General features: G+C 61.0%; 29 protein-coding genes. 16 read left to right on the top strand and 13 right to left on the bottom strand.

The annotated features are described in order from the left end of the window. Positions 1–127 precede the first annotated feature (127 nt). From BLR71_RS16545 to BLR71_RS16535, 3 genes are all read right to left on the bottom strand, one after another. Positions 128–592: a flavodoxin family protein gene (locus BLR71_RS16545; protein WP_092528829.1), complete on the bottom strand. Its 465-nt coding sequence runs from the start codon at positions 590–592 to the stop codon at positions 128–130. A 111-nt stretch (positions 593–703) separates the two neighbouring features. Next, complete coding sequence (locus BLR71_RS16540) at positions 704–1,162, bottom strand: DUF488 domain-containing protein (RefSeq protein WP_092528827.1); 459 nt, start codon at positions 1,160–1,162, stop codon at positions 704–706. A 59-nt stretch (positions 1,163–1,221) separates the two neighbouring features. Next, complete coding sequence (locus BLR71_RS16535) at positions 1,222–2,115, bottom strand: LysR family transcriptional regulator (RefSeq protein WP_092528825.1); 894 nt, start codon at positions 2,113–2,115, stop codon at positions 1,222–1,224. 105 nt (positions 2,116–2,220) lie between these two features. Between BLR71_RS16535 and BLR71_RS16530 the strand changes: the two genes are divergently transcribed. The 8 genes from BLR71_RS16530 (at position 2,221) to BLR71_RS16495 (ending at position 10,033) form a co-directional block, all read left to right on the top strand. Then, entirely contained in the window at positions 2,221–3,102 is an 882-nt protein-coding gene (locus tag BLR71_RS16530) for a HalD/BesD family halogenase (RefSeq protein WP_092528823.1), read from the top strand. 73 nt (positions 3,103–3,175) lie between these two features. Continuing rightward, positions 3,176–4,459, top strand: a complete 1,284-nt coding sequence (locus BLR71_RS16525; protein WP_092528821.1) for a M24 family metallopeptidase — start codon at positions 3,176–3,178, stop codon at positions 4,457–4,459. Positions 4,460–4,537: 78 nt separating this feature from the next. Continuing rightward, a complete protein-coding gene (locus BLR71_RS16520) occupies positions 4,538–6,025 on the top strand; it encodes a CoA-acylating methylmalonate-semialdehyde dehydrogenase (RefSeq protein ID WP_092528819.1) in 1,488 nt (495 codons plus the stop codon). Positions 6,026–6,557: 532 nt separating this feature from the next. After that, positions 6,558–7,556, top strand: coding sequence for a GGDEF domain-containing protein (locus BLR71_RS16515; RefSeq protein WP_092528817.1), 999 nt, complete (start codon positions 6,558–6,560; stop codon positions 7,554–7,556). A 192-nt stretch (positions 7,557–7,748) separates the two neighbouring features. Then, complete coding sequence (locus BLR71_RS16510) at positions 7,749–8,165, top strand: VOC family protein (RefSeq protein WP_092528815.1); 417 nt, start codon at positions 7,749–7,751, stop codon at positions 8,163–8,165. Between the two features lie 421 nt (positions 8,166–8,586). Next, positions 8,587–9,444, top strand: coding sequence for a hypothetical protein (locus BLR71_RS16505; RefSeq protein ID WP_092528813.1), 858 nt, complete (start codon positions 8,587–8,589; stop codon positions 9,442–9,444). Positions 9,445–9,571: 127 nt separating this feature from the next. Beyond that, positions 9,572–9,829: a hypothetical protein gene (locus BLR71_RS16500; RefSeq protein WP_175491716.1), complete on the top strand. Its 258-nt coding sequence runs from the start codon at positions 9,572–9,574 to the stop codon at positions 9,827–9,829. A gap of 15 nt (positions 9,830–9,844) precedes the next feature. Further along, positions 9,845–10,033 (top strand): helix-turn-helix domain-containing protein, encoded by a 189-nt coding sequence (locus BLR71_RS16495; protein ID WP_092528811.1) that lies wholly within the window; start codon positions 9,845–9,847, stop codon positions 10,031–10,033. A gap of 59 nt (positions 10,034–10,092) precedes the next feature. Here the strand turns inward: BLR71_RS16495 and BLR71_RS16490 are convergent, their stop codons facing one another. Next, on the bottom strand, positions 10,093–10,416 hold the full coding sequence (locus BLR71_RS16490) for a gamma-glutamylcyclotransferase family protein (protein WP_092528809.1): 324 nt from the start codon (positions 10,414–10,416) through the stop codon (positions 10,093–10,095). A gap of 673 nt (positions 10,417–11,089) precedes the next feature. On the opposite strand from BLR71_RS16490, the gene BLR71_RS16485 reads away from it, so the two are divergent. From BLR71_RS16485 to BLR71_RS16475, 3 genes are all read left to right on the top strand, one after another. Then, entirely contained in the window at positions 11,090–11,473 is a 384-nt protein-coding gene (locus tag BLR71_RS16485; protein WP_139172666.1) for a hypothetical protein, read from the top strand. Between the two features lie 496 nt (positions 11,474–11,969). Further along, a complete protein-coding gene (locus BLR71_RS16480; protein WP_092528805.1) occupies positions 11,970–12,446 on the top strand; it encodes a YbhB/YbcL family Raf kinase inhibitor-like protein in 477 nt (158 codons plus the stop codon). A gap of 348 nt (positions 12,447–12,794) precedes the next feature. Beyond that, positions 12,795–13,736, top strand: coding sequence for a pirin family protein (locus tag BLR71_RS16475; protein WP_092528803.1), 942 nt, complete (start codon positions 12,795–12,797; stop codon positions 13,734–13,736). Positions 13,737–13,751: 15 nt separating this feature from the next. Here the strand turns inward: BLR71_RS16475 and BLR71_RS16470 are convergent, their stop codons facing one another. The 3 genes from BLR71_RS16470 to BLR71_RS16460 all read right to left on the bottom strand — a co-directional run bounded on the left by BLR71_RS16470 (position 13,752) and on the right by BLR71_RS16460 (position 15,996). Then, a complete protein-coding gene (locus BLR71_RS16470) occupies positions 13,752–14,300 on the bottom strand; it encodes a thioredoxin family protein (protein ID WP_092528801.1) in 549 nt (182 codons plus the stop codon). A 96-nt stretch (positions 14,301–14,396) separates the two neighbouring features. After that, positions 14,397–15,314 (bottom strand): complex I NDUFA9 subunit family protein, encoded by a 918-nt coding sequence (locus BLR71_RS16465; protein WP_092528799.1) that lies wholly within the window; start codon positions 15,312–15,314, stop codon positions 14,397–14,399. Positions 15,315–15,345: 31 nt separating this feature from the next. Then, positions 15,346–15,996: a DsbA family oxidoreductase gene (locus BLR71_RS16460; RefSeq protein WP_092528797.1), complete on the bottom strand. Its 651-nt coding sequence runs from the start codon at positions 15,994–15,996 to the stop codon at positions 15,346–15,348. A 301-nt stretch (positions 15,997–16,297) separates the two neighbouring features. Between BLR71_RS16460 and BLR71_RS16455 the strand changes: the two genes are divergently transcribed. The 4 genes from BLR71_RS16455 to BLR71_RS16440 all read left to right on the top strand — a co-directional run bounded on the left by BLR71_RS16455 (position 16,298) and on the right by BLR71_RS16440 (position 20,436). Then, positions 16,298–16,930 (top strand): YrbL family protein, encoded by a 633-nt coding sequence (locus BLR71_RS16455; protein ID WP_092528795.1) that lies wholly within the window; start codon positions 16,298–16,300, stop codon positions 16,928–16,930. A gap of 328 nt (positions 16,931–17,258) precedes the next feature. After that, a complete protein-coding gene (locus BLR71_RS16450) occupies positions 17,259–17,741 on the top strand; it encodes a GNAT family N-acetyltransferase (protein WP_175491715.1) in 483 nt (160 codons plus the stop codon). 143 nt (positions 17,742–17,884) lie between these two features. Next, a complete protein-coding gene (locus tag BLR71_RS16445) occupies positions 17,885–19,534 on the top strand; it encodes a thymidine phosphorylase family protein (protein WP_092528791.1) in 1,650 nt (549 codons plus the stop codon). Then, positions 19,534–20,436, top strand: a complete 903-nt coding sequence (locus BLR71_RS16440) for a ribose-phosphate diphosphokinase (protein WP_092528789.1) — start codon at positions 19,534–19,536, stop codon at positions 20,434–20,436. The genes BLR71_RS16445 and BLR71_RS16440 overlap by 1 nt, the downstream gene beginning before the upstream one ends. 29 nt (positions 20,437–20,465) lie before the next feature. Here the strand turns inward: BLR71_RS16440 and BLR71_RS16435 are convergent, their stop codons facing one another. From BLR71_RS16435 to BLR71_RS16425, 3 genes are read right to left on the bottom strand one after another with little or no spacing between them, the layout of a single operon-like run. Continuing rightward, positions 20,466–20,885, bottom strand: coding sequence for a secondary thiamine-phosphate synthase enzyme YjbQ (locus BLR71_RS16435; protein WP_092528787.1), 420 nt, complete (start codon positions 20,883–20,885; stop codon positions 20,466–20,468). A gap of 2 nt (positions 20,886–20,887) precedes the next feature. Next, entirely contained in the window at positions 20,888–21,856 is a 969-nt protein-coding gene (locus tag BLR71_RS16430; RefSeq protein WP_092528785.1) for a PA2778 family cysteine peptidase, read from the bottom strand. A 4-nt stretch (positions 21,857–21,860) separates the two neighbouring features. Beyond that, complete coding sequence (locus tag BLR71_RS16425; protein WP_092528831.1) at positions 21,861–22,259, bottom strand: PA2779 family protein; 399 nt, start codon at positions 22,257–22,259, stop codon at positions 21,861–21,863. Between the two features lie 299 nt (positions 22,260–22,558). Here BLR71_RS16425 and BLR71_RS16420 point away from each other — a divergent pair, with 299 nt between their 5' ends. Then, positions 22,559–23,089, top strand: coding sequence for an HPP family protein (locus BLR71_RS16420; RefSeq protein WP_092528783.1), 531 nt, complete (start codon positions 22,559–22,561; stop codon positions 23,087–23,089). A 21-nt stretch (positions 23,090–23,110) separates the two neighbouring features. Here BLR71_RS16420 and BLR71_RS16415 read toward each other — a convergent pair whose 3' ends face one another. From BLR71_RS16415 to BLR71_RS16405, 3 genes are all read right to left on the bottom strand, one after another. Then, the gene (locus tag BLR71_RS16415) at positions 23,111–23,953 is read right to left on the bottom strand and encodes a nitrilase-related carbon-nitrogen hydrolase (RefSeq protein WP_092528781.1); all 843 of its coding nucleotides are present in this window, start codon (positions 23,951–23,953) and stop codon (positions 23,111–23,113) included. Positions 23,954–24,029: 76 nt separating this feature from the next. Next, the gene (locus BLR71_RS16410; RefSeq protein WP_092528779.1) at positions 24,030–25,376 is read right to left on the bottom strand and encodes an MmgE/PrpD family protein; all 1,347 of its coding nucleotides are present in this window, start codon (positions 25,374–25,376) and stop codon (positions 24,030–24,032) included. 101 nt (positions 25,377–25,477) lie between these two features. Then, positions 25,478–26,359 (bottom strand): glycine betaine ABC transporter substrate-binding protein, encoded by an 882-nt coding sequence (locus BLR71_RS16405; protein ID WP_092528777.1) that lies wholly within the window; start codon positions 26,357–26,359, stop codon positions 25,478–25,480. Positions 26,360–26,450 lie beyond the last annotated feature (91 nt).

The following is a 26,450-nucleotide window of genomic DNA, read 5'->3' as shown; positions in this document are numbered from 1 at the left end:
GGCTGTCCTTGTAGGTGTCGCATACAAAAATAGCCGTGAACGGGTGAGTTCACGGCTATCTTGCCAGCTTAGGAGGCTGTTTTCACACAGCCTCTTTAGGGGCGCCGTTTCCAGTTCAGAACGCCGTTCACCAGATCCCGGCATCCAGCCCGGCGGCCAGATAGAGTCCCAGTTCCTCTACTTGATCGGCGAAGGCCTCCTGCCAATCACCGCGCAGGATCAGCGGCTCCTGCACCCAACGCCAGCGCAGCCCGGTGACGATCGACTCCACTGCTCGACGGGTGCCGGTGCCGTCATGGCCGGCACGCACATAGAGCGCGCAGGGCAGGCCTTGTTTCTCCTCGAGCACGGCGTAGTAGCTGCGGTCGAAGAAGTCTTTCAGCGCCCCGCTCATGTAGCCCAGATTTTCGGTAGTGCCGAGCAGGATGGCATCGCAGCCGCGAATGTCGTCGGGCCCCGCGTCGAGCGGTGCTTTTACGCTTACCTCGATGTCATCGAGATCCGGGTGGCGTGCGCCGCGCTCGGCGGCCTCGCGCAGGCGCTGGGTATTGGGGGAGGGCGCATGGGCCACAATCAGTAGGCGTCGGGTCATGCGTGAAATAGTGCCAGCCAGCCGGGCGACTGGCCAGAGACAAGCGAATAGTGGGTAAGTGGTTAACTCGTCGGTTTGCGCGGCTTTGGCTCGGCGCCGGCTGGCGGCGTCTCAAGATTCCGGTCGTTGGTTGGCTGCAGGCTCGTCGGGCATTGAGGTGGCATAGCAGGGCGGCGAGCTGGGGGCGCTGTCGTCTGCCTCGCGGTCTTCCACGGTGAGTGCTTCAAGCAGCGCCTCGCGCAGGATCGGCAGGTGAGATTGTTCGAGGTCTCGCGCGGCGGATAGCAGCGTCAGCCGGCCGCGACGTGCCAAGCGCATCAGCGGCAGCAGGCAGTCCTTGGCATCCGCCATTTCCCAACGATAGCGGCGAGTGAAAACGCCGTGGCTGATCTTTTCTTGATGCCAGTCGCGGCGCAGGCCATTGGAGGGTGAGGCATCGCGGTACCAGTCACTCAGTGCCAGCGTTTCTCGGCGTTTCCCCCGGGGCCACAGCCGGTCAACCAGCACGCGCGCCCCGTCGTCTACCTCCGGTGGCGCATAGATACGCTTCAACTGAATGTCGTACTCCATGACAAGCGACTCCTGTTGGTGGCCCATTAGTGGCCAGGCGCGGTCGAGCCTAAGAAAGACTAGTCACCTGCTCCTTGGCTTGCCACATACTTGAGCGACTCCAGCGAGTCGGTGCCGGTGACGATGGCTTCCAGCTCATCGCAGAAGGCGGTGAAGGCATCGCTTGAATGCCCCGGCGTGCGGTGCAGTTCGATCTCGACATGCCCAAGCGGTGGTAGCCCTTCGTCATCGCCGACGATACGACAGCCTTCGGGAACGCTGCGCGGGGTCTTGACGGTGACCGCCAGACCCGCCTGAACCGGTAGGTTGATACCGGTGGGAGATTGGCTTGAGTAGCGCACGTCCCAGCGCCAGTCGGTAGGGCCCAGTGCCGCAAAGGCATGGGCGCGGAAGGTGCAACCTTCGGGATTCATGGCGAGTGGTAGCGTTTCCCAGTCGCTGACCGAACAATCCTCGGCTACTACCCAAACCATCGGCTCGCGTCCTAGCAGCCTGCCGGTCTGGGTCGGCCCGTGGCGAACCACCAGGGCGGCATCCAACAGGCCTTCCTGAAAGTCATGTACCAGCGAGCCACTGATGCTGCAGATGACTTCGAGGCGCACTTCGGGAAAGCGGGCGGCAAAGCGCGGCAGTAGCTCGGGCAGGTAGGTACTGGCCTGCTCTTCGGAGGTACCAAGCCGGATCAACTCGCCCTGGCGCTCCACGCCCATGACCCGCTGCGCCTCGTCCTGCAGCTTCAAGATATGACGTGCGTAGGGCAGCAGGCGGCCGCCGGGCGGTGTCAGTACTACACTGCGACTGGTGCGCTCGAACAACGACTCGCCCATCTGGTCTTCGAGGCGTTTGATCTGCAGGCTGACGGCAGACTGAGTGCGGTGCAGTACCTTGCCGGCGGCGCTGAACCCTTCGCATTCGGCCACCGTCACGAAGGCGCGTAGCAGGTCGGTATCCATGATCTATGAGCCCTTGCAATCTTTTATATCTGAACCATTCATTTCTATTATTAATCCTGTCTCTCTACCCTGTCTATACGTTATTGATCAGGCAGGAGCAACGACATGCAAAGCCACCGCATTCAGGAAGACGATACTTCACTGCAGGGGCTGATCGACCTGGAACGTTACCCCATTCACCACCTGGAGGGGGACCGCGGGCGCGAGCTGATCGCCGAATGCCGACAGCAGCTTGGCCAGGATGGCTGTGTGGTGCTCAAGGGCTTCGTGCCCGAAGAGGCCCTGGCGCGGCTCGAACGCGAGACCGAGCGCCTGTCGCCGCAGGCGCACTACAACCAGACCGAGACCAACCCCTACAACAGCGACGCCGACCCGAGCCTGCCGGCCTCGCATCCCAAGAACCGCTTCGATGACCGCACCAACGGCTTCGTTGCCGGTGACCGCATCGACGGCGATACCATCATCCGCCAGGTCTATTCCCACCCCGGATTTCAGCACTTCATCGCAAGCGTGGTGGGCATGGAGGAGATCCACCAGTACGCCGACCCCCTGGCGGATCTGGTCGTCAATGTGCTGCGCGAAGGCTGCCAGCATCCCTGGCACTACGACACCAACGAATTCATCGTCACCATGATGACTCGCCAGTCCGAAGGCGGCGGGCGCTTCGAGTACGCCCCTGGCATCCGCAGCCCCGAAGGCGAAAACTTCGACGCGGTCGAGCAGGTCATCGACGGCGACCGCTCGCGACTCAAGTCTCTCGACCTTCAGCCGGGGGATCTGCAGGTGTTCTTCGGCCGTTATTCGCTGCACCGAGTCACCCCGGTAGAGGGCGACCGCGAGCGCCATACCGTGATTTTCGCCTACGCCAAGGAACCGGGCTTCATCGGCCGCCCCGAGCGCGCCAAGCGCATCTTCGGTCGCATGGCCCCGGTTCACGAACGGCTGCTCGAAGAGGGCATGCAGCGCAGCGACAGCCTGGCCGACTGAAGGCGATGACGCCACGGTCGGACCTATGCAGATTCCCCGCGAATACGGCAACGAATAAACAGAGAGCTTGATCATGAGCATCGTCGATTTCGACAACCTGACCGACAACGAACCCGCCACTATCCCGGTGGTGCCTTCGGCGCCCGTGGGCAACGGCGACAGCATTCCCACCGCCTTCGACCCGGTGCAGCTGCGTACCGGGCGTCTCAAGCGCCTGCGCCAGATGATGGCCGAGCAGGGCTATGGCGCCGTGGTGCTGTTCGACCCCTACAACCAGCGCTATGCCACCGGTTCGCGCAACATGTTCGGCTACTTCCTGCGCAACTCCACGCGCTATATCTATGTGCCGTTGGAAGGCCCGGTGATCCTTTTCGAGTACCCGGGCAGCGCCCACGTCTCGACCTGGCTCGAGACCATCGATGAATCGCGCACCTCCAAGGTGGTGTGGTCGGCAGTCAACCAGCGCGACAACCTGTCCTCGGATCCCTTCGGCATCGAGATCGCCGAACTGATGGAAGAGCACGGCCAAGGCAACAAGAAGATCGGCCTGGACCGCTGCGCCCTGAACCTGGCTCGCTCGCTGGAGGCCCAGGGCCTCGAGGTCTTCGACTGCATGCAGGACACCTTGCACTGCCGCCGCATCAAGACGCCGGAAGAGATCGCCTGCCTGGCACAGTCGATGGCCGGTAGCGAGGCCGCAGTGGCCGAAGTGGAAGCCGCCATCAAGCCGGGCATCACCGAGACCGAGCTGTTTGCGACTCTCTATGGCAACGTCATCAAGCAGGGCGGCGAGTTCATCGAGACGCGGCTGCTGTCTTCCGGCCCGCGCACCAACCCCTGGTTCAACGAGGCGAGCGACCGCGTCGTACGTCCCGGCGAGTTGATCGCGCTGGACACCGACACCATCGGCTGTCACGGCTACTACTCCGATTTCTCGCGCACCTTCCATGTCGGGCCGGGCCGCCCCAGCGGCTACCAGCAGAGCCTCTACCAGATGGCCTATGATCAGGTGCACCACAACATGTCGATCCTCAGGCCCGGCATGAGCTATCGCGAGATCGCGGAAAAGGCCTGGAAGATTCCCGAGCGCTTTCTTGATCGTCGCTATCCGTCGATCATTCATGGCGTTGGCATGCACGGCGAAACGCCGCTGGTGGCTCACCATATGGACTTCGACCGCTTCTCGAAGGACGGCATCCTCGAGCCCGGCATGGTGGTCTCCGTCGAGAGCTATATCGGCGAGGTCGGCGGTGCCGACGGCGTCAAGCTCGAGGAAGAAGTGCTGGTCACCGACACCGGCATCGAGAAGCTCTCACGCTATCCGTTCGATGAAGCCCTGCTGGGCCGTCAGGTCTGAGCACGCTCGCACAAGACACGCCGGGCAAGGCCCGGCCCGAACACTGAGAACACGACCCGAGGTTGGAGTCATCCCCTGATGCATACCCTGAACCATCACATCGCCGGTGAAGCCGTCGCTAGCGAACGCACCCTCGAGGTGATCAACCCGGCCACCGCCGAACCCGTGCGGCGCCTGGCGATGGCCGATACCGCCACCGTGCAGCGCGCCATCGACGCCGCCCGCGAGGCCCAGCCCGCCTGGCGCGACATGCCGCCGGCCAAGCGCGCCCAAGTGATGTATCGCTTCAAGACGCTGCTCGAACGTGATGCCGAGGAGATCTGCGCGCTGATCAGCGAAGAGCACGGCAAGGTGCTCGAGGACGCCATGGGCGAACTCAAGCGCGGCATCGAGAACGTCGAGTACGCCTGCGGCGTGCCGGAGCTGCTCAAGGGCGAGTATTCCCATAATGCCGGCCCCGGCATCGATACCTGGTCGAACCACCAGCCGCTGGGCATCGTCGCCGGCATCACGCCGTTTAACTTCCCGGCCATGGTACCGCTGTGGATGTACCCGATGGCGCTGGCCTGTGGCAATGCCTTCATTCTCAAGCCTTCCGAACAGGCGCCCTCGGCCGCCGTGAAGATGGCCGAACTGCTCGACGAAGCAGGGCTGCCAAGGGGGCTGTTCAGCGTCGTCCACGGCGACCGCGAAGCCGTCGATGCGCTCATCGAGGCGCCCGAGGTCCGCGCGCTGAGCTTTGTCGGCTCTACGCCGGTGGCGCGCAAGATTTACGAAGGCGGCACCCAGCAGGGCAAGCGCGTCCAGGCATTGGGTGGCGCCAAGAACCATGCCGTGGTGCTGCCGGATGCGGACATCGATAACGCCGCCAGCACCCTGATCGGCGCCGCTTACGGTAGTGCCGGCGAGCGCTGCATGGCGATTTCGGTGGCCGTGTGCGTGGGTGAGGCCACCGCCGATGCTCTGGTCGAGCGCCTGGCAGGCCAGGCCCGCGAACTCAAGATCGGCCCGGGCACCGAGAAGGGCCTCGACATGGGCGCGCTGATCAACGCCGGCCAGCGCGACAAGGTTGCTGGCTACATCGAGCAGGGCGCCGCTGCCGGCGCAGAGCTGGTCGTCGACGGTCGCCAGCATCCGCTGGTCGAGGGATCAAAGGGCTACTTCCTCGGCGCGACCCTGTTCGATCGAGTCACCCCGGAAATGAGCATCTACCGCGACGAGATTTTCGGCCCGGTACTGTGCGTGGTACGCGTCGAGACCTTCGAAGAGGCCATCGCGCTGATCAACGCCCACCAGTACGGCAACGGCACCTGCGTGTTCACCCGCGATGGCGAGGCCGGGCGCCGCTTCGCCGATGCCATCGAGGTCGGCATGGTGGGTATCAACGTGCCGCTGCCGGTGCCGGTTGCCTTCCACAGCTTCGGCGGCTGGAAGGACTCGCTGTTCGGCGATCTGCATGCCTATGGGCCAGATGCCGTGCGCTTCTATACCCGCCGCAAGGCGGTTTCCCAGCGCTGGCCGCAGCGCAGCGCCCAGGAGAGCGCCCAGTTCAGCTTTCCGTCCTAGGTTTTAAAAAGTCAGTAGCTTACCTCGTTGATGCCCACGCCCGCCCCGCTTGCCGGGGCGGGCGTTTTTGTGGCGTTAGCATCTCTGCGACATTCCCTGACGAAGGCCCCCGAAGGGGATGCTTTATACAAGCGGGTTCTAACGATGACGTTGACCAGGCAGTGTCGTGCCGGTGTTTGTGTATGTTCAAACAATCTTAATGTAAATAAACGTAAAAATAGGTTAATTTATGAGTATCGAGGTCCCGGTTTTGCGAAGCGTGGCACCTGCTGGTTCAGATTGACAGGAAAAGTGGCGCCTACCATGGCATCACCTGGCAGCAGCGTGGGGAGAGTGCTTCGCATCGAAGTGCGGCTGGATGTCGGCGAGCGTTGGGCTGGTGCACGTTCCAGCCAAGGCAATCGGTGGGTGTTGGGGTAGAGCCGCTTGCATGTTGACTAGGACATGTTCAGCAGGACAGGGCGCCGTCGATTGCCTGCAATAGGCTTCACAGGGCTTCCGATTTCTCGGACGGAGAGGGCAGGACGTTTTCATGATTAGCATCGAGCAGATGGGCATTGTGCTGGAAGCCCTGCCGGACCCGGTCTTTATACTGTCGCGCAGTGGAAAATACGTAGCGGTGTTCGGTGGCCGCGATGCGCGTTACTACCACGATGGGACTGGGCTCGTCGGTCAGAACATTGCCGATATAGTGAAAAAAGACAAAGCAGACTGGTTTTTGCAGCAGATCGAGCTGGCTTTGGATTCCCACAGGCTTTTAATTAGAGAATATGAGTTAAGCGGCGCCGATGTCAGAGGCTTGCAGTGGACAGGCCCCCGGAAGCCCATTTGGTTTGAAGGCCGCATTCAGGCGCTTGATTTTCAGGTTGACGGTGAAGACGTGGTGCTCTGGGTTGCCAGCAACATTTCCGAGCGACACGAAATGGAAGTCCAACTGCGCGAGCTCAGCGACACCGATCAGCTTACCGGGCTTTTCAACCGTAGAAGGCTTGAGCTCGACCTGACTCTTCTATACGAAGCCTTTGCAAGGCACTCGGTGCCGACCTCCATCCTGATGTTTGACCTCGATAACCTCAAGAAAGTTAATGACACCCTGGGGCATTACGCCGGGGATGAAATCATCGTCGCTGTCAGTAAGGTGTGTCGCTCAGAGCTAAGGAAAACCGATATTGCTTGCCGCTTCGGTGGGGACGAGTTCGTGATCGGTCTGCCCAATATTGAAATGGGGCAAGCCGTTCAGTTTGCCCACCGGTTACACGAGTGTTTCAACCGCGAGCTGAGCCGCCTGTGTATCGATGAGGGTGTATCCGCCACCGTCAGTATCGGGGTAGCGACAATGCTGCCCGAAGACCGCTCGTACGAAGACACCCTGAAACGCGCAGACAATGCGATGTACGAAGCCAAACGCAGAGGCAAGAATCGCGTTGTGGCAGCGGATACCACTGCTGCTGATACCAAAAGCCATGCCAGACGAGTTTCTGAGGGGGCCAATAAAGCCCAGCAGTGGGAGCCCAGCCAGTCGCGCAGTTAAGCGCTTAGGCTTCCCCCGTTAGCGACGCGACATACCAAACATTCATGCCTGCCTGGTTTCCCCGGGCAGGCGTTTTTTTGCGCCTCAAGCACGCTAGGGGCTTTCTGGCTCACACCTTCCGGCTTGTGCACCCGCGCCAAGCCAACCAAGCTTTGGGTACGGCATAAGGCCATGGTGAAGGAGCGAGTCCAGATGAACCCCAGAATCAGCATGATTACCCTTGGTGTGAGCGATATCGCTCGTTCGGTTCGGTTCTACGAGCAGGGGCTAGGCCTGCCGCGCATGGAATCATCGCCGAGTGTGGCTTTCTTCCCGCTTAACGGTAGCTGGCTCGGGTTGTATGGTCGCGACGCCCTCACCGAGGACGCCGGCGTGCCAGCCGAAGGCAGCGGCTTTCGTGGGGTTGCCCTGGCGCACAACCTGGGCTCGGAAGCCGAAGTCGATGCGCTTCTCGACCAGGCAGTTGCCGCTGGCGCCACACTGGTTAAGCCCGCACAAAAGGTCTTCTGGGGCGGTTACTCAGGCTACTTCGCAGACCCAGACGGCCATCTGTGGGAGGTCGCCTACAACCCCTTCTGTTGGATCGGCCCCAGTGACGATGTTGCCTAGCACGGCGAGCCTGGCCCTGTTATTTCCAATCAAGCACCATATAAATCAACGCTAAGGCACGGTAGGTTAGGGGGAGTGCAAGTGCTTATCTCCCCGAGGAAGGGGCGTGCCCAAAACGGTCACGACTGCCAGGAAGGTGTTGCCTGTAATGGCTTCACCCGGCGGTAGCGTGGTGAAGCCGATATTCGCTTGAAGTGCTTCGTAGCTGCCTTCGGGCTTTGACCCAAAGCAGACATGCCGGCAAAGGCAGTAGGCACGTTTATTGGTGCTATATAGCCGCGTAAATAGAAATGCATTGAGAAATCAATGGGTTGGTGTGGCAGTATAAGAGTATTGAACGCGCTCGCTCGTTCAAGTCAATAAACGAGCGTTCTGTATAATCACTGTTATATATTTAAGGCAATCAGAAAAGTAGAGGAAAATGACACCTGAATATCGCATAGATGCCGAACAGAGGATTGCATCTTACCTTGCAAATAATGATGTTGATGACATCAAAAATATGCAGGTAGAGCAAACTTTTGATGATTTAGGGCATGAGGTTCATGTATGGAATATTAGGACTAGCGGTGGCAATTGGTGGGTTGTCGAAGGAGAAAGCGCTCCTATGAACCTGTATACGCAGAACGAGTTCTACTTCTCGGCTGACGAGGCCTACTCGTTCCATATGGGGATAACTCAAAGACTTCAAGCAAGACACCATCAGACGTTCAAACATGTAATCGACGAAGTTCCACTCGACATTGATGGCATAAAATCGATAAGCCGTAGGCTTAATAGTGCGGCACTTGAGCTAAACGATGTGTCCGGACCAGAAGACATTCAGTCTATCGGTCTTACTTGCAGAGAGAGTCTCATTGAGCTGGCTGGGGTTTTAGCAAAAGGAAACCCTGAGCTTCTCAAAGATCATGGGTTGAAGTCCGCAGATTTCAAAGGTATTGCTAAGGCCGTCATCAATATCTATGCAGTAGGCAAGCGAAATAGCAATCTCCGCAAACGCTGTAGAGATTTAATCGAGTCGGCCTGGGACCAGTCTTCCGAAGTCGTGCATTCTCCCAATAAAAATATCCCAGATGCAAAGATATGCCTTCTTTTTACATGCTCTGCAGTATCTGTAATTCAAAACCTATTCCTTAAATACTTAGGGTTTGATGACGAACCCAAGTGTCCGGAATGCAAGAGCATGGACTATGATATCGTTGGTGGAGAAAATTCGGGAGAATTTGTCCTTAGTTGTAACTCGTGCGGCCAAGAAAGTGCCATCTCGGAAGAAATATAACCAGGCCAATCACGGCGACAGCTTTTACGTTGCGGCTTCGCCTCCACTACAAAGCTGCGCGTGTTGGCGGCGTTAATATCAGAGAAGTACCAACGATCTCATTTGACTGATAGCTGTCGGGTTGCCGATGATCGGAGCGTCTGTAGAAGCTACCCCTCTGCCGGCGCTGCGTGAGGCGGAGATCGACATCGCTGTGACCTATGGTGATCCGAACGACTACTCGCGTGTTGGCTTTGCGCTGGTCACTGAGGCATTTATCCCCGTGCCGTTTAAGCTGCAATACCCCGAGGGCTGGCTCGCACAGTCGCTCACAGAGGCTGAGATAACGCCGCTGAAGGGGGCGGTGCAGTGTGTCGAGGCGTTCAATGATCCAGCCTTCTGGTAAAAGACGCACCGCGCAGTGAATCAGAGGTCGCTGTCGGTGTGGAGGCAGCGCCTCTGCGTCAGGAGGCCCGGGGCAAAGGTCGAAGGCATTGCCGTGGATCTAGGCTATGCCACTGCCTTAGCGTTTATCGCGATGTTCCGGCGTCTCACCGGTGAAACGCTGGATGAGTACCGTCGACACCTAAAGCAAAACACACCGGGATAGTGTCAGACTCCGAGAAGAAGACCCGGCGCCCACAGAATGTCAGCGATGCGATCAGTGCTTCAGCGTAGAGCGTATACGTAGGCTTCAGTTGTGCCACCCGTGGATAGTATCACCGTTGTCAGTTGTCGTTGGTACTCTTCCCCTTCAAAGTCGTCCAGCGCAGTCCAATGCTGAGACAGGTTCTCCGACACAAAAACATGGCCTTCGATATCATCGCCGGCGTCGTCCAGCACCAAGCCGGGGAACCCCATCTCGGCGCCCCAACCCGCTTCGATGAGCCGGCCTTTGATGCTTCCTGCTTCCCAGGTGCCGCCGATCTTCTGCATGACGTGTTCGTTGGGGCGGCCGGGGCCAAGCGTTCCGTAGATGAAAAGGCGTTCCATGGCATGTCTCCTAGTGGGAAAGGGGAAAGGGCGAGAATTCTGGTGAAGCGTCTAGGGTAAAGCAAGTCCTGCAGGCTCTCGGCATTGCCTTGTTACTGTCTGGCTTCCACCTAGACCCCGGACAGCACTCTCCTGCGAGAGGGCACTCGCGGTGCCACACCGCGAGTGCTCCTGCTATCTCATACGCTGGGCGGCTAGCTGCCGTTCCGCTGTCGGGTAGATGGCCGCAGGTATCCCCTCCGCTATAGAAGTGGCGATCCAGCGGTGAACGTGTTGAAGACGACGCTTGCGTCATAGAAATCCCATCGCCAATGCTGCTCCTCCCATGATGACTGCGGTAGTAAGCACGGAAGCTAGTAGCTAGTGGAAGAGCTGGGAGCCTACGGTAGGATCTTCAGCGATCGCTTCTCATGCCGGCGTGAAAGCTAGTAATTGGGCAAGGTGACTGACCATCGGCTAGTACCGCAGATGCCGCTCGCTCTTGGGGGTAGGTGACTCTAATGATGTTTCCTGACACAGTGCTTCAGGCGCTGCTCGTCGCCGTATGGGCACAGCCTCAACTCAAACCTTCAGCGGATCAACCCGGCTGAACTTGGTGGTTTATAACAAAGGTTCCTGCGAATCATCAGCTTATTGGAAACATTGGCTCAACAAGATAGAGGAAATGATCACCATGCATACAATTCCACTGCGAGCCCCTATCCTCACGACGTTGTCCGCCGTTCTCCTTTCAGCCGCAATGCTGACATCGGCTTCAGCGGCCGCTGATACGAAGCTCAGCGGTGAGGCTATCGCCTCTGCCGTTAGCGGCCACTCCTATCAGGGCAGCATGAGCGCCCCGGGTTCCGCCTTCAACGAATATTATGCGCCGGATGGCACCATTCACGGCGAGGGCTATACAGGCAATTGGACCACCCGCGAAGGGGAGATGTGCTTCGACTACGGTGAAGATACCACCTGCTATCAGGTCAGCATTGACGGGCCTTCTATGGTGTTACGCCAAGACGGCACCATCAAAGGCAATGGCATGCTGATTGAAGGCAATACCGTTAACTAGGCTGGGCGCGGGCATGCTCTGAGGTGGTTTCCGTGGCCCTTCTTGCTTCCCCTGGCGCCCGGGGCCACCGTCAGTATGAACATTTCGCTACCTAGACCCTGGTAGCGAAAATCCCATGCGGAAAAGAAGCCGTGGCTCCTCAGAGTATGCCGTCACCACGCTCAAGGGCCGCGATTAGGCGGGAGCCTAAGTCGTCGAGCGTCCATCGCTAACACGGGAAGATGGTACTGCCTGTCTCCCGGCCGTTTGCTGTCACTTAACCTGTCGCACTGACTTCACCCCGCCCACTCATTCGGCAGCCTTATCCATGCCTTCCATGCTGCCCACGAGTCGAGCCCATGCGCAGACGGGGCGAGTTGTCTAGATAGTGCCTCGGCGTTGCGCGACGGGTTGAATAAGTCATCTGCTACCATCATGAACTGATATAGCGGCGTCGCATGCGCGAAGACGTCTGACTTCGTTTCCAACGATATCCACCCCACAGGAGGTTTCCCTCATGGCCTTTGCACCTTCGAGCATGCAGCTCACCAGTTCCGCGTTCTCAGCCCACGGGGCCATTCCCGCCAAACACACCGGGGAAGGGGAAAACGTCTCGCCGGCTCTCAGTTGGAAAGACGCTCCCGAAGGCACCAAGGGCTTCGCGGTAATCTGCCATGACCCGGATGCGCCGCTGGTACAGAACGGCAGCTATGGTTTCGTGCACTGGCTGCTCTACAACCTGCCGGCCGAGATCACTGCGCTGGACGAGGCGACGACGGTGGGCACCAGCGGCGTCAACGATACCGGCCAGAACGGCTATAGCGGGCCGATGCCGCCGGAAGGCCATGGTGACCACCTGTACTACTTCTGGGTGCTGGCGTTGGATGCGCACACCGATCTGCCCGAGGGCCTCACACAGCCCGAGCTGCTGACCAAGCTCGAGCCGCATATTCTGGGCATGAACCGCCTGGTCGGCACTTATCGGCGCGGTTGAATCTCGGGGCGTGCGCTTGGGCCTTCATGCCATTGTTGAAGGGTGATGGCCAGATAGTGAGTCAGTCTGGCCACCTTTGAAGAGCCACTTCTGAAGGGCCACAGCACGCGGTTCACATACCGCCCAGGCGTCTGTTTCGTCCATCCTTCAGTCTGATGGATGCGACGGGCCGAACATAACGCCCGCCCCGGCTTGCCGGGGCGGGCGTTTTCGTTTGGGCGTCATGCTGGTGGCTGCCCGACTACGCTACCTGAAGCAGGGCTACACTCAGCGGAGTCACGCTGGTTCGCTGCGGGTTAGCTACCCGCTCAGAACTAACCGCATTCATGACAGCCGAAAGGTACACCCATGAGCAATCCCATTGAAGACCGCGACCTGGGGTCGTCCCGCGACTGCCCGGTCGTTGATGGCAAGCATCAGATTCAGCATGTTAGGCCTCGAACGGCCGATGTCGGGGGAATTCCCGTCAACCGCGTGTTGCCTTCGCGGCAACGCCGGCTGGTAGGGGCCTGGTGCTTCCTCGATCATGCCGGGCCGAGCGTCTTCAAGGGCGATTCCCGCGGATTGCGGGTCGGTCCCCACCCCCACATCGGCTTGCAGACGTTCACCTGGATGATCGAGGGCGAGATTTTGCACCGAGACAGCCAGGGCAACCAGCAAGTGATTCGCCCTGGCCAGGTCAATCTGATGACGGCGGGCCGTGGCATCAGCCACACCGAAGAATCGGTGCCCGGCGAGACACATCTACATGCCGCTCAGTTATGGATCGCGCTGCCGGAAGCGGATCGACGCACCGTCCCGCGCTTCGATCACTATCCCGAACTGCCGTCTTGGGAAGAGCAGGGTGTCACCTTCACGTTGCTCACAGGTGAGCTCGACGGCCGGCGGGCGCCGACCCTGGCGTTCTCGCCGTTGGTGGGGGTGGATCTTTTTAGCCGCGGGCAGAGCACCCTGCGGCTTTCACTGCGGGAAGACTTCGAGTACGGCGTATTGCCCCTGGTAGGTGAGCTTGGCATTGAAGGTGAGAGCTTTGCGGTCAATGAACTGGCCTATCTGGGGCGTGGGCGTGAGGACGTTACGCTGTCACTTCCGGCGGGCGGTCGGGCCATTCTGATCGGCGGCGAGCCGTTGGATGAGGAGATCCTGATCTGGTGGAACTTCGTTGGCCATAGCAAGGCCGAGATCGCGGAGGCGCAGCGGGACTGGGAAGCCGGTGCTGAGCGCTTCGGTAGCATTACCGACTACGACGGCGAGGCCCTTATGCCGCCGCCGCTGCCTTGGAAACTCTAGCAAGGTCCGATGGGTTTATTTCCACTTGATGCTACAGCCCGTCGAGGGCATCTGATCGGGGTCCGGGGTGGTGCCTGCGAGCACCGAATCGGCGGCCGCTCGTAAGTCCTTGCCGGTGACTGGCAGATCCTTGCTGGGTCGGCTGGCATCGAATTGGCCGTGGTAGGCCAAACGATGGTGGTGGTCGAACAAGAAAAAGTCTGGTGTGCAGGCGGCATCGAAGTCGGAGGCGACTCGCTGCGTTTTATCGACCAGATAGGGAAAGGTGTAGCCGCGGCGGCGTTTCTCTTCAATCATCTGCTCCGGGCTGTCAGCCGGGTGTTTGGTGAAGTCGTTGCTGTTGATGGCGACGACCTGCAGTCCGTGGCCGCGGTACTCCTGCGCGAAGTCGGCTAATCCGTAGGCGATGTGCTTAACGAACGGACAGTGATTGCAGATAAAGGCCACCAGCAAGGGGCTGTCAATGAACTGCTTGCTACTGGTCGACTTGCCGTGGGCATCCTCTAAATCGAAAACTGGCATGGGGCGACCCAGCCGGATCATTTTTGATGATGTAAGCGACATGACGGCTCACCCTCCTGAACCGTTGGTGCATAAACGTGGCGACAAGCCACATCTAAAGCGTAGCAAAATCGAAGAGCGGCCTAAGCGAGGCGAAAACTAGTGGTGTCGTGGTTCAGGCGGGATCAAACAGCCGGGCAGACTTTCGCGCAGCGAGCGGGGGATGATGCCCAGGTCGGTGAAGGTACCGACATCAGGCCCGACGATGTTGTCCTGCGCCAGCAGCGACAGCTGGTCGTGAGTCAGCGGAGGGCTTGGCAGGGGCGAGAGCAGGGTGGCCAGCATGCGCCATATCGGCATGGGAATGGGCACCAGCGGGTGGTCGCGGTGTAAGTGGGCCATCACTAGCCTTATGATGTCGCGATAGCGCATCGCGTCTTCGCCGCCCAGCTCGAAGAGCCGCCAGGCCGGTGGGCGTGGCCCCAGCACTTTTCCTACCGCGCGGGCGACATCCTTCACATGGACGGGCTGTAGCTGCGCCTCGCCCTGACCAAAGAGGGGAATCGCTGGCAAGCGAGTGAGTTTTTCCAAGGTCGTCAGGAAGGCGTCATCGGGCCCGAACAGGACGCTGGGACGCAGCAAAGTGGCCTTGGGGAAGGCCTTGAGCACGGCCGCTTCGCCCCGGGCGCGGGCGCTCACATACGGCGATGCTGAGTGTTCGTCGACGCCGATTCCTGATACATGCACCAGCCGGCTTATGCCCGCTGCGTGGGCGAGCCTGGCCAGGCGGCCGGCTCCCTCGACGTGGATGGAATCAAACGTCAGCCGGCGCGATTCCACATACAGGCTTACCGCATTGACGACGCCACTGGCCCCTTCCAGCGCCTGGGCGACGCTGTCCTCATCCTGAATATCCGCGCGGCAAAGCGTGATGGGATCGCCATCATCGATGTCTTTAGGCAGGTGCGGTGATCGGGCGGCAATGCGCACGCTGTGGCCGGCTTCCAGTAGTTCCCGGGTGATGGCCCGGCCCAGAAAACCGGTGCCGCCGAAAACAGTGATTGGGCCGTCGGTCATGCGTTCTCTCATCGGGCTGGCACGGGGTCATTTACTTCATCAGGTCGAGCAGTCGCTCCACGGCCAGCAGCAGCTGGCGTCGCGGCTGTGCGCCTTCGAGGATGCCGGCATGCTCGCCATCGAGCGAGAAGCGTAGCCCCGGCACGCCTTGAATCCCCAGCTCCTGTGCAGTCCGCTGGTCAGCCAGTACCTGCTCGCGATAGTGCCCTTCGTCCAGCGCATTCTCGAGTGACTCGCCATCCAGGCCGAGCTCCTTGGCCACGGCCACCAGGGCCGTCGGGTCGGCTAGGTCGAGGCTATCTTCGAAAAAGCCGCGAAACAGTGCCGAGCGCAGGGTGTCGGCGATGTTGGTCTTTTCGCTAATGCTCTGGGCATCGAGGTCTTTTGCCCAGGCGGTCGCCTCGTGGGCCAGCCGGGAGCGCGGCTGGATGCGCGGCAGGCGCAGGGCCATGCCACGTTCTTCTGCCATCGGGTAAACGGCGCGTGCCCAGATATCGTGCAGGTAGTCGCCGTCGGGCTCTAGCGTCGGTATGGGCTCTGGGCGCAGCTCGAAGGCCCGCCAGCGAATGGCGATTGCTTCACCGAAGCGGGCTTTGAGGGCCTCCAGCTCCGGCTCCTCCAAATAGCAGAAAGGGCAGACATAGTCGCTGAACACATCGATGGTGATGCGAGGTGAGCTCATGGGGTATCTCATCGCGTAAGTATCGCCACACCTTAGCCCGCCAGCCCCTCTCGGCCAAATGCTCGGTTCGAAAATCGACTCCAGCCCTGCGATATATCGGGCTCCGTGAGAGCGCTTCAGATGACGGTGACAAGTGCGCTACATTGACTTTTTTAGCGGGCTTAATAGTATTGTCATCTTTTTGTGCGCCATCCTGCCAAATATCTCGTTCGTGTTCAGGGGGACTAGCGCCTCGGGGCGTTAATGGGCGTAGAGGAATGACCGCCGGACAGTGGTGTCGTGAAGGCGACAAGGAAAGACGTTGACGTATTTGATTCCAGATGTCTCTGATCAGGCCGCGCTCGAGCTTGATAACAGCCTGCGCATTGGCCGGGGCAACAAGCGTGACTGTTACGTCCATCCGAATGATGCCGGTCAGTGCATCAAGGTGGCGCGCCATCCGGAGCGCTACGCCGAGTGCCAAGAACAGAGCATCGTTGAGTGGTTCTATCTCAATCACCTCAAAGAGCGACACGTTCCGCTGACCCATGTCGTCGATTGCTACGGTTGGGTGAATACCCGCCAAGGGCCGGGGCTTGCCTTGGAGCGCGTTCAGGAAGATGACGGGCGGTCAGCGCTAACCCTGCGTGAGGCGTTGCACAAAGGGCAGGTGAGCCGCAGTCAGCTCGTTCGGATGCTGGCTGTGTTGAAGCATTGGGCGACCCGCTACTCGGTGGTCATTTCGGATTTGAATACCGATAACCTCATGGTTCGCCCCGGCGATGATGATAATGACGCGATTCTGGTGCTGGTGGATGGCTTTGGTAGCCGCAAGCCTGACTGGAAGTTCACGCTCTATCAGCGCTGTCTGCCCTTTTCCCGGATCAAGACCCAGCGGCAGTGGAAGCGCCAGGAAGTGACGCTGTTCGATACCGTGGATGAAATATGCGCGTGAAGTGACACTCTTGAGAGGGAGTGTCGGCCGGCTGACATCGGCCGCCATGCGCTTTCCCTTTCCCTGCCGGGCTTTCTACCGCTGGCCGCTTCTTCTTCTGCCCCTTGATCTCTCAGATCATCCCGCCTAGCGCCATCCGGGCGCCATCTTATCTAAGCCCTTCTCATCCAGGGCCACCATCGCCTGCCACTTCATCATGAGCCTCTCCGCCATTGATCTATAGTGAGGGGAAGCAAGCAACACTTGCATGACAGTCGATCGAATCCAACGCGACATCTCTGCTTCATGAACCGTCAGCCCTGTGGGCATGGCGAAAAGGGCGGTTGCAATGAAGATCTCTCTAGAACCCATCACCAAGCATAACTGGGATCAGGTAGCACGCCTGAAGGTGTCGGATGAGCAGCGCCAGTTTGTGGCGGACAATGCCTATTCGATTGCCGAATCACTGTTCAGCGAACATAGCGTGGCGCGGGCGATCTGCGTCGGTGGTGAGCCGGTGGGATTCATCATGTACGAGTCGCTTGCCTACGCAGGCAAACCGAGAGAGTTCAATATCTACCGCTTGATGGTGGGCAGGGATTTTCAGCACTGCGGTATTGGTCGTAAGGGCATGCGCCTAACACTGGATGCGCTTCTCGAGCAGGAGGGGGCGCGACGCATCACGGTCTGCTATGTGCCGGGCAATGACGTGGCCAGCGACTTTTACAAGAGCCTTGGGTTTCGTGAGGTCGGGGTGAGCAACGCAGAGATGGTCGCCGAGATCGTCGCCGAAACGACGACGGATGCGTCTTCGAGCGACCTGCACTGCTAGGCTTAGTCCAGGCCTCAGCGGCCTTCACAGAGCACAGCCATGTTCGAAGATGCCGTTTCGGCCGCATTACCCGTGACACCCTCTGTCTCAGGTGAGGAGGGGGTTGCCTTAGTCGGCTTCCTGGCCTTGAAGGGAGGGCATTGATGACGCAGAAAAGCGACCCCGGTACGCCCAACAAGCCTGCCAGTACCTTTCCCGGCGAAGAAGCCGGGCAGGGTAGCGTTCGAGACGCGCAGCACCTTGATGACGACACCCTTACCCCGTTGCTGCTTCGCCGGGTGGGCATCGACACCTATCGCGAGAACGTAGCCTATTTGCATCGTGATTGCGCGCATTATCGCGCCGAGGGCTTTCAGGCGCTCTCAAAGGTCGAGGTGCGCACTAATGGCCATCGTATCCTGGCGAGCCTCAATGTCGTTGATGATCCGGCCATCGTTGCCTGTCATCAGCTGGGGCTCTCCGAGGATGCCTTCAAGGCGCTTGGCGAAGTGGAAGGGCATCCGGTCAGTATCTCTCAGGCCGAACCCCCGGCCTCGATTCCGGCCCTGCACCGCAAGATCGCCGGTGAGCGTCTGTCCCGCCAGGATCTCAAAAACATCATTCGCGATATCGCCGAGCTGCGTTACTCGAAGATCGAGCTGACCGCCTTCCTCGTCGCTTGCAGCCAGGGGGAGCTCGATCGGGAGGAAGTCTTCTACCTGAGCGATGCCATGTCTCTGGTCGGGCGGCGGCTGGACTGGCACGAGCACCCGGTGGTCGACAAGCATTGCATCGGCGGCATTCCCGGCAATCGCACCTCGATGCTGGTGGTGCCCATCGTCGCGGCGCATGGTCTGCTGTGTCCCAAGACGTCGTCGCGCGCGATCACCTCGCCTTCGGGCACCGCCGATACCATGGAGGTGTTGGCCAAGGTAGATCTGCCCTTTCATACGCTGGAAGAAATCGTGCGCACCCACCGCGGCTGCCTGGCCTGGGGCGGCACCAGCGAGCTGTCGCCGGCCGATGACGTGATGATCGCCGTCGAGCGCCCGCTGTACCTGGACTCGCCGGGGCAGATGGTGGCCTCGATCCTATCCAAGAAGGTGGCTGCCGGGTCGACGCATTTGCTGCTCGATCTGCCGGTAGGTCCACACGCCAAGGTGCGCTCCATGTCCGAGGCGCGGCGCCTGCGCAAGCTGTTCGAATTCGTGGCCGGGCGCATGGGGCTGGTTCTCGATGTAGTAATCACCGACGGCAGTCAGCCGATCGGGCGCGGCATCGGTCCGGTGCTCGAGGCCCGCGACGTGATGCGGGTGCTGACGCATCATGCCGACGCGCCCAATGACCTGCGGCAGAAGGCGCTGCGCCTGGCGGGACGCATGCTCGAGTTCGACCCCGATGTGCGCGGCGGGGACGGCTTCGGCATCGCTCGAGATATCCTCGATTCCGGCCGTGCGTTGGAAAAGATGCAGGCGATCATACATGCCCAGGGCGGCATGCCATTCGACCTGGAGCATCCGCCGCTGGCGCCCCACCGTTTCGAGGTGATGGCCACGCAAGCCGGCGTGGTGACGGGCATCGACAATCTGAAGTTGGCGCGCATCGCGCGTCTGGCCGGGGCGCCAAAGCCCGCCGGGGCAGGGGTCGATCTGCTTAAGCGCATCGGCGATACGGTCGAAGTCGGCGAGCCGCTCTACTGCGTGTATGCCGCCCATCACGCCGAGATGGCCTTCGCACGCCAGTCCTGTGAGCGCGATCATGCCTTTAACATCGGCCGCGCGGATGAGATTACCCGGCTGAACGTGGAGTTCTGATGGCTACCCGGCTTGTTTATTTCGAGGGTGAAGCAGTGCCAGCGTTGCGCTTGGCCGAAGCAGCCGGGCTTGAGGCAAGTCTCATCAAGCGCCATGACTTTCCCGATCAGGAGCTGATGCTGACCCTGGCGCCGCCGCTCGACGGAGCCCTGCCTGCCACGCTGGTGGTGTACAGAAGCCTCGACCGGCCCAATGAAAAGCTGGTGGAACTGCTGCTGGTTGCCCGTCACGCCCGAAGGCTGGGCGTGAAGCGACTGGTGCTGGTGGCGCCGTATCTCGCCTATATGCGTCAGGATGCCGCCTTCCATCCCGGTGAAATCGTCAGCCAGCCGCTGATTGGGGGCTTCATCGACGAGCTTTATGATGCACTGATCACCGTCGACCCTCACCTGCATCGCATCTCGCGCCTCGAAGAGGTGATGCCGCGCATCAAGGCGCTGACGCTCTCCGGTGCGCCCAGGCTCGCGGACCTGATCCGGATGGAACGTAGCAACCCGATCCTGATGGGGCCAGATGCCGAATCGAGCCAATGGATCGAGATGGCGGCCGCCGCCACCGGCTTCGAGCATGGGGTATGCCAGAAAGTGCGCCACGGCGACACTCGGGTCGAGATCGCGCTGCCGGATCTCGATTTGTGCGGGCGTCAGGTGGTGCTGATGGACGATATCGCCAGTTCCGGCCACACCCTAGCCCGTGCCATCGAGGCGGTGCTGGCGGCGGGTGCGGACTCGGTCGATGTGGCGATGACCCATGCGCTCTTCGCCGGCGATGCAATGGAGCTGATCCGCCAGGCCGGCGTCAACGAAGTATGGAGCACCGACTGCATCGCCCATCCGAGCAACGCCGTGGCCATGGCGCCGACGCTGGGAAAAGCGCTGTACGAGGTGCTGCAAGGCGGCTGAAGCCTAACGCCAGCCTTGGCTGCCAGCCCTCACTCCCCGTTCAGGGTGGCGAGAATCCGCCGTGAGCCGCCATGGTCACGATGCTCGCCAAGCCACACACCCTGCCAGGTGCCGAGCGCCAGGCGGCCATTTCTTATCGCCAACGTCAGCTGCGTGCCGAATAGGCTGGCGCCGATATGGCCGGGCATGTCGTCCGGTCCTTCCATGGTGTGCCGAAAGAAGGGCAGGTCGCCCGGTGCGATATGGCGCAGGAAAGCGTCCATGTCGTGGCGCACGTCCGGATCGGCATTCTCGTTCAGGGTCAGCGAAGCCGAGGTGTGCATGAGCTGAAGGTGCACCAGGCCGACGCTAAGTCCAGACAGTCCTTCAAGGCCGCTTTCGATGTCGCTAGTGATCAGATGAAAGCCCCGCGAACGCGGGGCGAGGCGAATCTCATTCTGTTGCCACATGCTCAGGGGGCCTCCTTCGGGAAGAGTGCCGCAAGCTTGGTTTCGGCCGTCTCCTGCCACTTGCCCGGCAGAGCGGCGGCCTGCTCGAGAGCGGTGCGGGCTTCCTGCTCCTCACCGAGGCCATGTAGCGTCAGCCCCAGGTTGAGCCAGGCGGCGGCAAGCTCAGGGTCGTGCAGGGTGGCAAACCGGAAGGCATTGGCAGCGCCGGCTCTATCATCGCTTGCGTAGCGCGCATTGCCGAGCCCAAACCAGCCCATGGCGAGACCCGGCCAGCGTTCGACGAGTGCCTCCCAACTGGGTTGCAGTTCAACCGCGCCCTGCACCCTTTCGGCATTGCTGATGGCGCTGAGCGCTGCCTGGGCGGAGATGCCGGGAGGAATCTCGCCGGGTGGCAGGGCGACCATCGCCCAGCGATCGCTGCGGGCCCAGGTGGCGTTAAAGGTCGAGAGCGCCATGTCCTGATTGGGCTTGAACCCGGTATGCAGACGAATCATTTCCTGGTCGAGATCATAGCCGGTGGCCACGGCGTAATGCCAGAGCGGGGCGATGGGCAGCGACAGGTTCTGCATGACCACCACCGGCTGGTCGGCGGCCAGCGTCTCGAGCAGCGATTCGATGTCATTGTCGAGCACGAAGGGAACGCGGCCTTGGCGCCGAACGGTAGCAAGCATTTCCGGCTGTACGCTGCCCTGACGGTTGGGCAGGAACAGCTGTGGGATCAGGGCATCGACGTCTATCTCCACGCCGCTGTCGTTGAGCACCATGGCAAGCGCGGCCGGGCCGCACTGGTAGTCGCGCTGGCCGAAGAAGGGCACATCCGCGATGCTCGCCTGTTGAGGGATGCCGAGTCGCTCGGGGCTCGAGATGCGCGGCGTGCTGGCACAGCCGGCCAGTAGCAGAAGGCTTAGCACACAAAGCAGAACGCCCGCAGTGCGGGCGTTCGGCAGGTGCCATTGAAATGGGCGCGTCATACGATCAACGTACGAAGGGATAAACATTGGTCAGGCCTAGGATGTCGGTGACCAGCAGGATCACGAACACCGCGAACAGGGCGCCAACCACGCTGGCACCGGCCGGCATTTCGTCGAGTTGGTTGGCCATCTGGGACACTTCTTCGTCGGATAGTGCCGCCACGCGGGCTTTTACATCTGCCGGCTGAACGCCTTGCAGCAGCAGTTGCTGCTGAACGTCTTCGCGGGCTAGCAGCTCGTTGATGCGTTCCCGATCGGAGGCCACTTGCGAAGCGCTGAGGGCATCCTGAGTCGAGACCAGGTCGTTGGCCTGTGTGGCCGGCACGGATGCTACGGCGGGCAGGCTGCCCAGTACCAGGAAGGCAATCAACAGCGGGCTAATGACGCGAGCGAGTTTCTTCATCATGGAATGATCCTTGTGGCTTAAATGGCTTTTGGCTTCTTCTTGATGATCCGAGACGTCCAAGTCTTGGGAACGATCTTTCGACACGCGATGCACTTCCAGTATAAGGCGAGATAACGATGATTTTCATGCCTTTTTTGCATGCGCTTCGAAGAGGCAGGTGGCCAGTAGCCACGGCGGTGAGCGTGGCGTTCCATTAGGTCAGGATATAGTCATATAGATAAGGCGAACTTCACTTTCCTGATCCGCTTTGACAGACTCCTGCACTCTTTTTGTGCAAAGGCAGCTGAGGCGGCTGAGTGAAAACGTATCTCTCGAAAATGCGCGGCGAACCCATTCAGCGTAACCGCGCCTGCTGGCGCGATGCGCTCTGGTCCTGGTTTGGCGCCTTCGCCGGCATGTTGGCCATCAGTTGGCTGAGCGCTCACTGGCTGAGCAGCCAGCTGCTGATCGTGGGCTCCTTTGGGGCGACGTCTGTGCTGATCTATGCCGTGCCTGCAAGCCCCTTGGCGCAGCCCCGAAATGTACTCTTCGGCAGCATGCTCTCCGCCATGGTGGGGGTGGGCTGCTTCCAACTACTGGGGGTGACGGCGGTGGCCGTGGCGCTGTCGGTGTCGTTGGCCATTCTGGTCATGCAACTGACTCACACCGTGCATCCTCCCGGTGCCGCCGCGGCGCTGATCGCCGTCATCGGCGGCCCTGAGGTACACGCGCTTGGGTGGTGGTATCCGCTGCTGCCGGTGGGCATCGGCTGCGTCCTGATGCTGGGGGTGGCGATTCTGGTCAATAACTTGGCGCGTCACCGGCGATATCCGGTTCACTGGCGCTGAGCCGGAGGGCTTTCGCCGGCGTCAGCGATAGCCGGCCATCAGCTCGCGTACCAGCGGGGTATCGGCGTCTCGGTGGGTGGGAAGTTCGAAGCGGGCTCTGGCAATGGCGGTGCGCGATAGTCGCGCCTCGATCAGCATTTCCCGATCCTCGGCCAACGCCAGGATATCGCCTCTTGGGCCGAGAATGCGTGAGCCGCCCCAGAAGTGGCTCCCGCCCTCGGGGCCGAAGCGATTGGCCATGATCACCGGCGTGCCATAGGTCATGGCATAGAATTGAAGGTTGATGGCCCAGTTCTGTTCGTTGGAGAAGTCGTCGCTGACGATGCCGGATGCCGAGTTGATCGGCGCGCACAGCACCGTGGGCCTGGCCAGCAGGGCGGCATGCACCAGGCCGGGGTTCCACAGGTCGGCGCAGATTAGCGAGGTCGCGGACCAGCCCTGGCGCACTGGCACATGGGTCAATTCGCTGCCGTGAGTGAAGAGCTTACCTTCCTCCAGGCCGCCGTAGGTCGGCAGGTTAAGCTTACGGTGCACGGCCTGTAGCGCGCCATGCTGACAAATCGCCAGGGCGTTGTAGTATTCGCCGGGGCTCGCTTCCTCGACGAAGCCAACCACCACCTGCATATCGCCGGCGGCCTGGGCGAGGTCCGCAAGCCGCGGGTCCTCGGCCGGGCAGGCCAGTTCGATCACCTGGTTACCCAGGCCATAGCCGGTCAGGGAAAGTTCGGGAAAGACCAGCAGCTCCAGCCCGGCGTGGCGAGCCTTGGCGATCATATCCAGATGGCGCTCGAGATTGGCATCGACATCGCCCAGGGTGGCGTTGATCTGGGCGGCGCCGACGCGCAGGTGATCCTGATAGTGCATGGTCGCGTCTCGCTGTGGGATGACGGAAGGGGTGGTGGGCCATTGCCGCGGATCATCGCACCCGCATGGTGGTGCTTCAAGGTTCGCCCAGCAGGGCCAGCAGGTCGCTTATGGGCCGCGCCTCCAGGCTCATCACCACCTCGCGCAGCCGAGTCGCTCGCTCACCTAGCGCGGGCTCCGCCAGTGCCTGATATTTGGCGATCACTTCGGCATCCGTGAGAGGCGTGTCCGGGTTGCCGCGGGCCTCGAAGTCGGCGCTTTCGATCACCTCGCCGCTATCGAGATGCAGCCTGGCACGTGCCCAGCGCTCGGCGGGAAAGCGGGCGTTGAAGGCCTCATCCTCGTGAATCTCTACCTTGCTGGCCAGGGCCTTGAGGTCCGGGGCGCTCAGCTCGTCGCAGACGCCGGCGACATCGACGCTGCCACGGCCAAGCGCGCATGCCACCGACCAGGGCAGGCTGTATTGGGCCTGCTCGGTGGTGGTGGGGTGGGTCACATGCAGGCGCTTGCCCTCATGGAAGGTGACGATCTCGATGCGCTCGATCCTTGCCGGCTCGCGCTTATCCGCCGGGAGTGCGAGCACGGCTTCTACCGCCGGTTGCGCCCAGCGGCACACCGGATAGGCCTTGAAGTACTGTTCATGCACGTACCAGCGTTTGCCCAGGTCCTGCCATAGGGAGGCGACTTCTGGTGCCGTCACGGTCAGCGCCGGGGCGCCGGTGAAGCCGTCCTCGGCCAGCAGGGCCGCCGAGATACCGGTCATGGCACCCCAGCCGGAGCCGTCCTTGAGCATCGTCGGGTGGTCGATGCAGCGCATCATCTGGCTGCGCGGGCCATAGAACTCGGCGATACCCAGTGCGTGATGCAGGGGCTCGATGTCGAAGCCGCGCAGGCGTGCGGCCACAGCGGCGACGCCTAGCGCGTTCCAGGCACCGGAGGTGTGGTAGTCAGGGCTCTGCGCATGCAGGGCAATGCCGGCACGGGTGGCAATTTCATAGCCGTAGACCAGCAGGGCAAGAAAGTCGTGTCCCGACAGCTTGGTGGTCTCGGGCAGGGCAAGCAGGCCGGGCAGTAACGCCACGCCGCAATGCCCCTTGGTCAGCACCTGGCCGTCGTGGGCATCGAGCGCATCGATAAGCCAGGCGCCGTGCAAGGCGGCGCCGGTGGGCGAGGCCCGCCCCGGGGCGAACAGCAGCGGACGGTTACCGCCGTGCTGTGTGGTCACGAAGCGCGCGGCCTTGTCGGCAAGCGCTGTGCGGGTGGCGCCGGCGGCCACGCCCAGCAGGTCGAGCAGGCAGCGCTTGGCTTGGTGCAGGTCGCCCTCGTTGAGGGTCGAAAGATCGACCCGGTGTATCCAGTCGAGAGGAATCGACGCCTCTGTGGACTCGTGCGCGGTGAGTTCCTGTTTCGTCGGCTCAGGCATGGCAGTGATCTCGCAAGCAGGGCGGGTGGCAAAAAGAAGGCCGCTCTGGGGCGGCCTTCGAGACGATCACGCAAGCGGGGCGATACCCACTCAGGCGCCGATCACAGCATTTCGTGTTGCTTGAGGAAGCCTTCGGCAACCTGCTCGATGGTTTCTTTTTCGACGTCAACTTGGGCGTTGAGGCTGGACATGGTGTTGTCGTCGAGCAGGGCGGAAAGTGCGTTCATCTGAGCCTCGAGATCAGGGTTGGCCGAGAGTGTTTCTTCTCGTACCACCGGGGTCAGGGCATAGGCCGGGAAGTAGCTCTGGTCGTCTTCAAGCACCTGGAAGTTGAAAGCCGGAATGCGGCCATCGGTGGCGAATACCAGACCGACGTCGACCTGGCCATCGCGCAGCGCCTGGTAGACCAGCCCGGAATCCATGCGCTTGACGTCGCCGCGGCCGACCCGGAAGTCATAGGCCTGTTGCAGCGGGCGCCAGCCGTCCTCGCGAGCGTAGAACTCGGCATTCAGGGCGAAGGTCAGCTCGTCACCGTCGTTGATCGCCGCAGCAAGGTCGGAAAGTGTCTCGATGCCGCGTTTCTGGGCATCCTCTTCGCGCATGGCCAGGGCGTAGGTGTTGTTGGCATCGGAGGGCGCGAGCCAGACCAGGCCCTTCTCGGCATCGAGTTCCTTGACCCGCGTGTAGGTGTCTTGCGGCGACAGGCGTTCGGTGACGTCGTTGTAGTTGATCAGCGAGGTGCCGGTGTATTCCCAGTACAGGTCGATCTGGCCGTTTTCTTGGGCCTGGCGCAGCACGGCGGAGCCCATGCCCGAGCGCTTCTCGACGTCATAGCCCAGGCCGTCGAGGTACTGGCTGGTCATGCTGGCAAGGATTTGTTGCTCGGTGAAGTTCTTGCCACCGACCACGATCTCGTTGGCCTGGGCGGTCGCCAGGGTGCCGGCCAGTGCCGCGCCGGTGAGCAGAGTCATCAGGGTTTTCATGGTGTCGCTCCTGTCTGTGATGTATCGATCATTAATTATTGGTGGTGAATGACGAGACGTCCGTCATGCGTCTTGTCGTAGGTCATGCGTC

The organism is Onishia taeanensis (assembly GCF_900100755.1).
In the GTDB taxonomy this organism is placed as follows: Bacteria; Pseudomonadota; Gammaproteobacteria; order Pseudomonadales; family Halomonadaceae; genus Onishia; species Onishia taeanensis.
The sequence above is the reverse complement of the archived record's forward strand: the minus strand, read 5'-3'. Positions and strand labels throughout refer to the sequence as shown.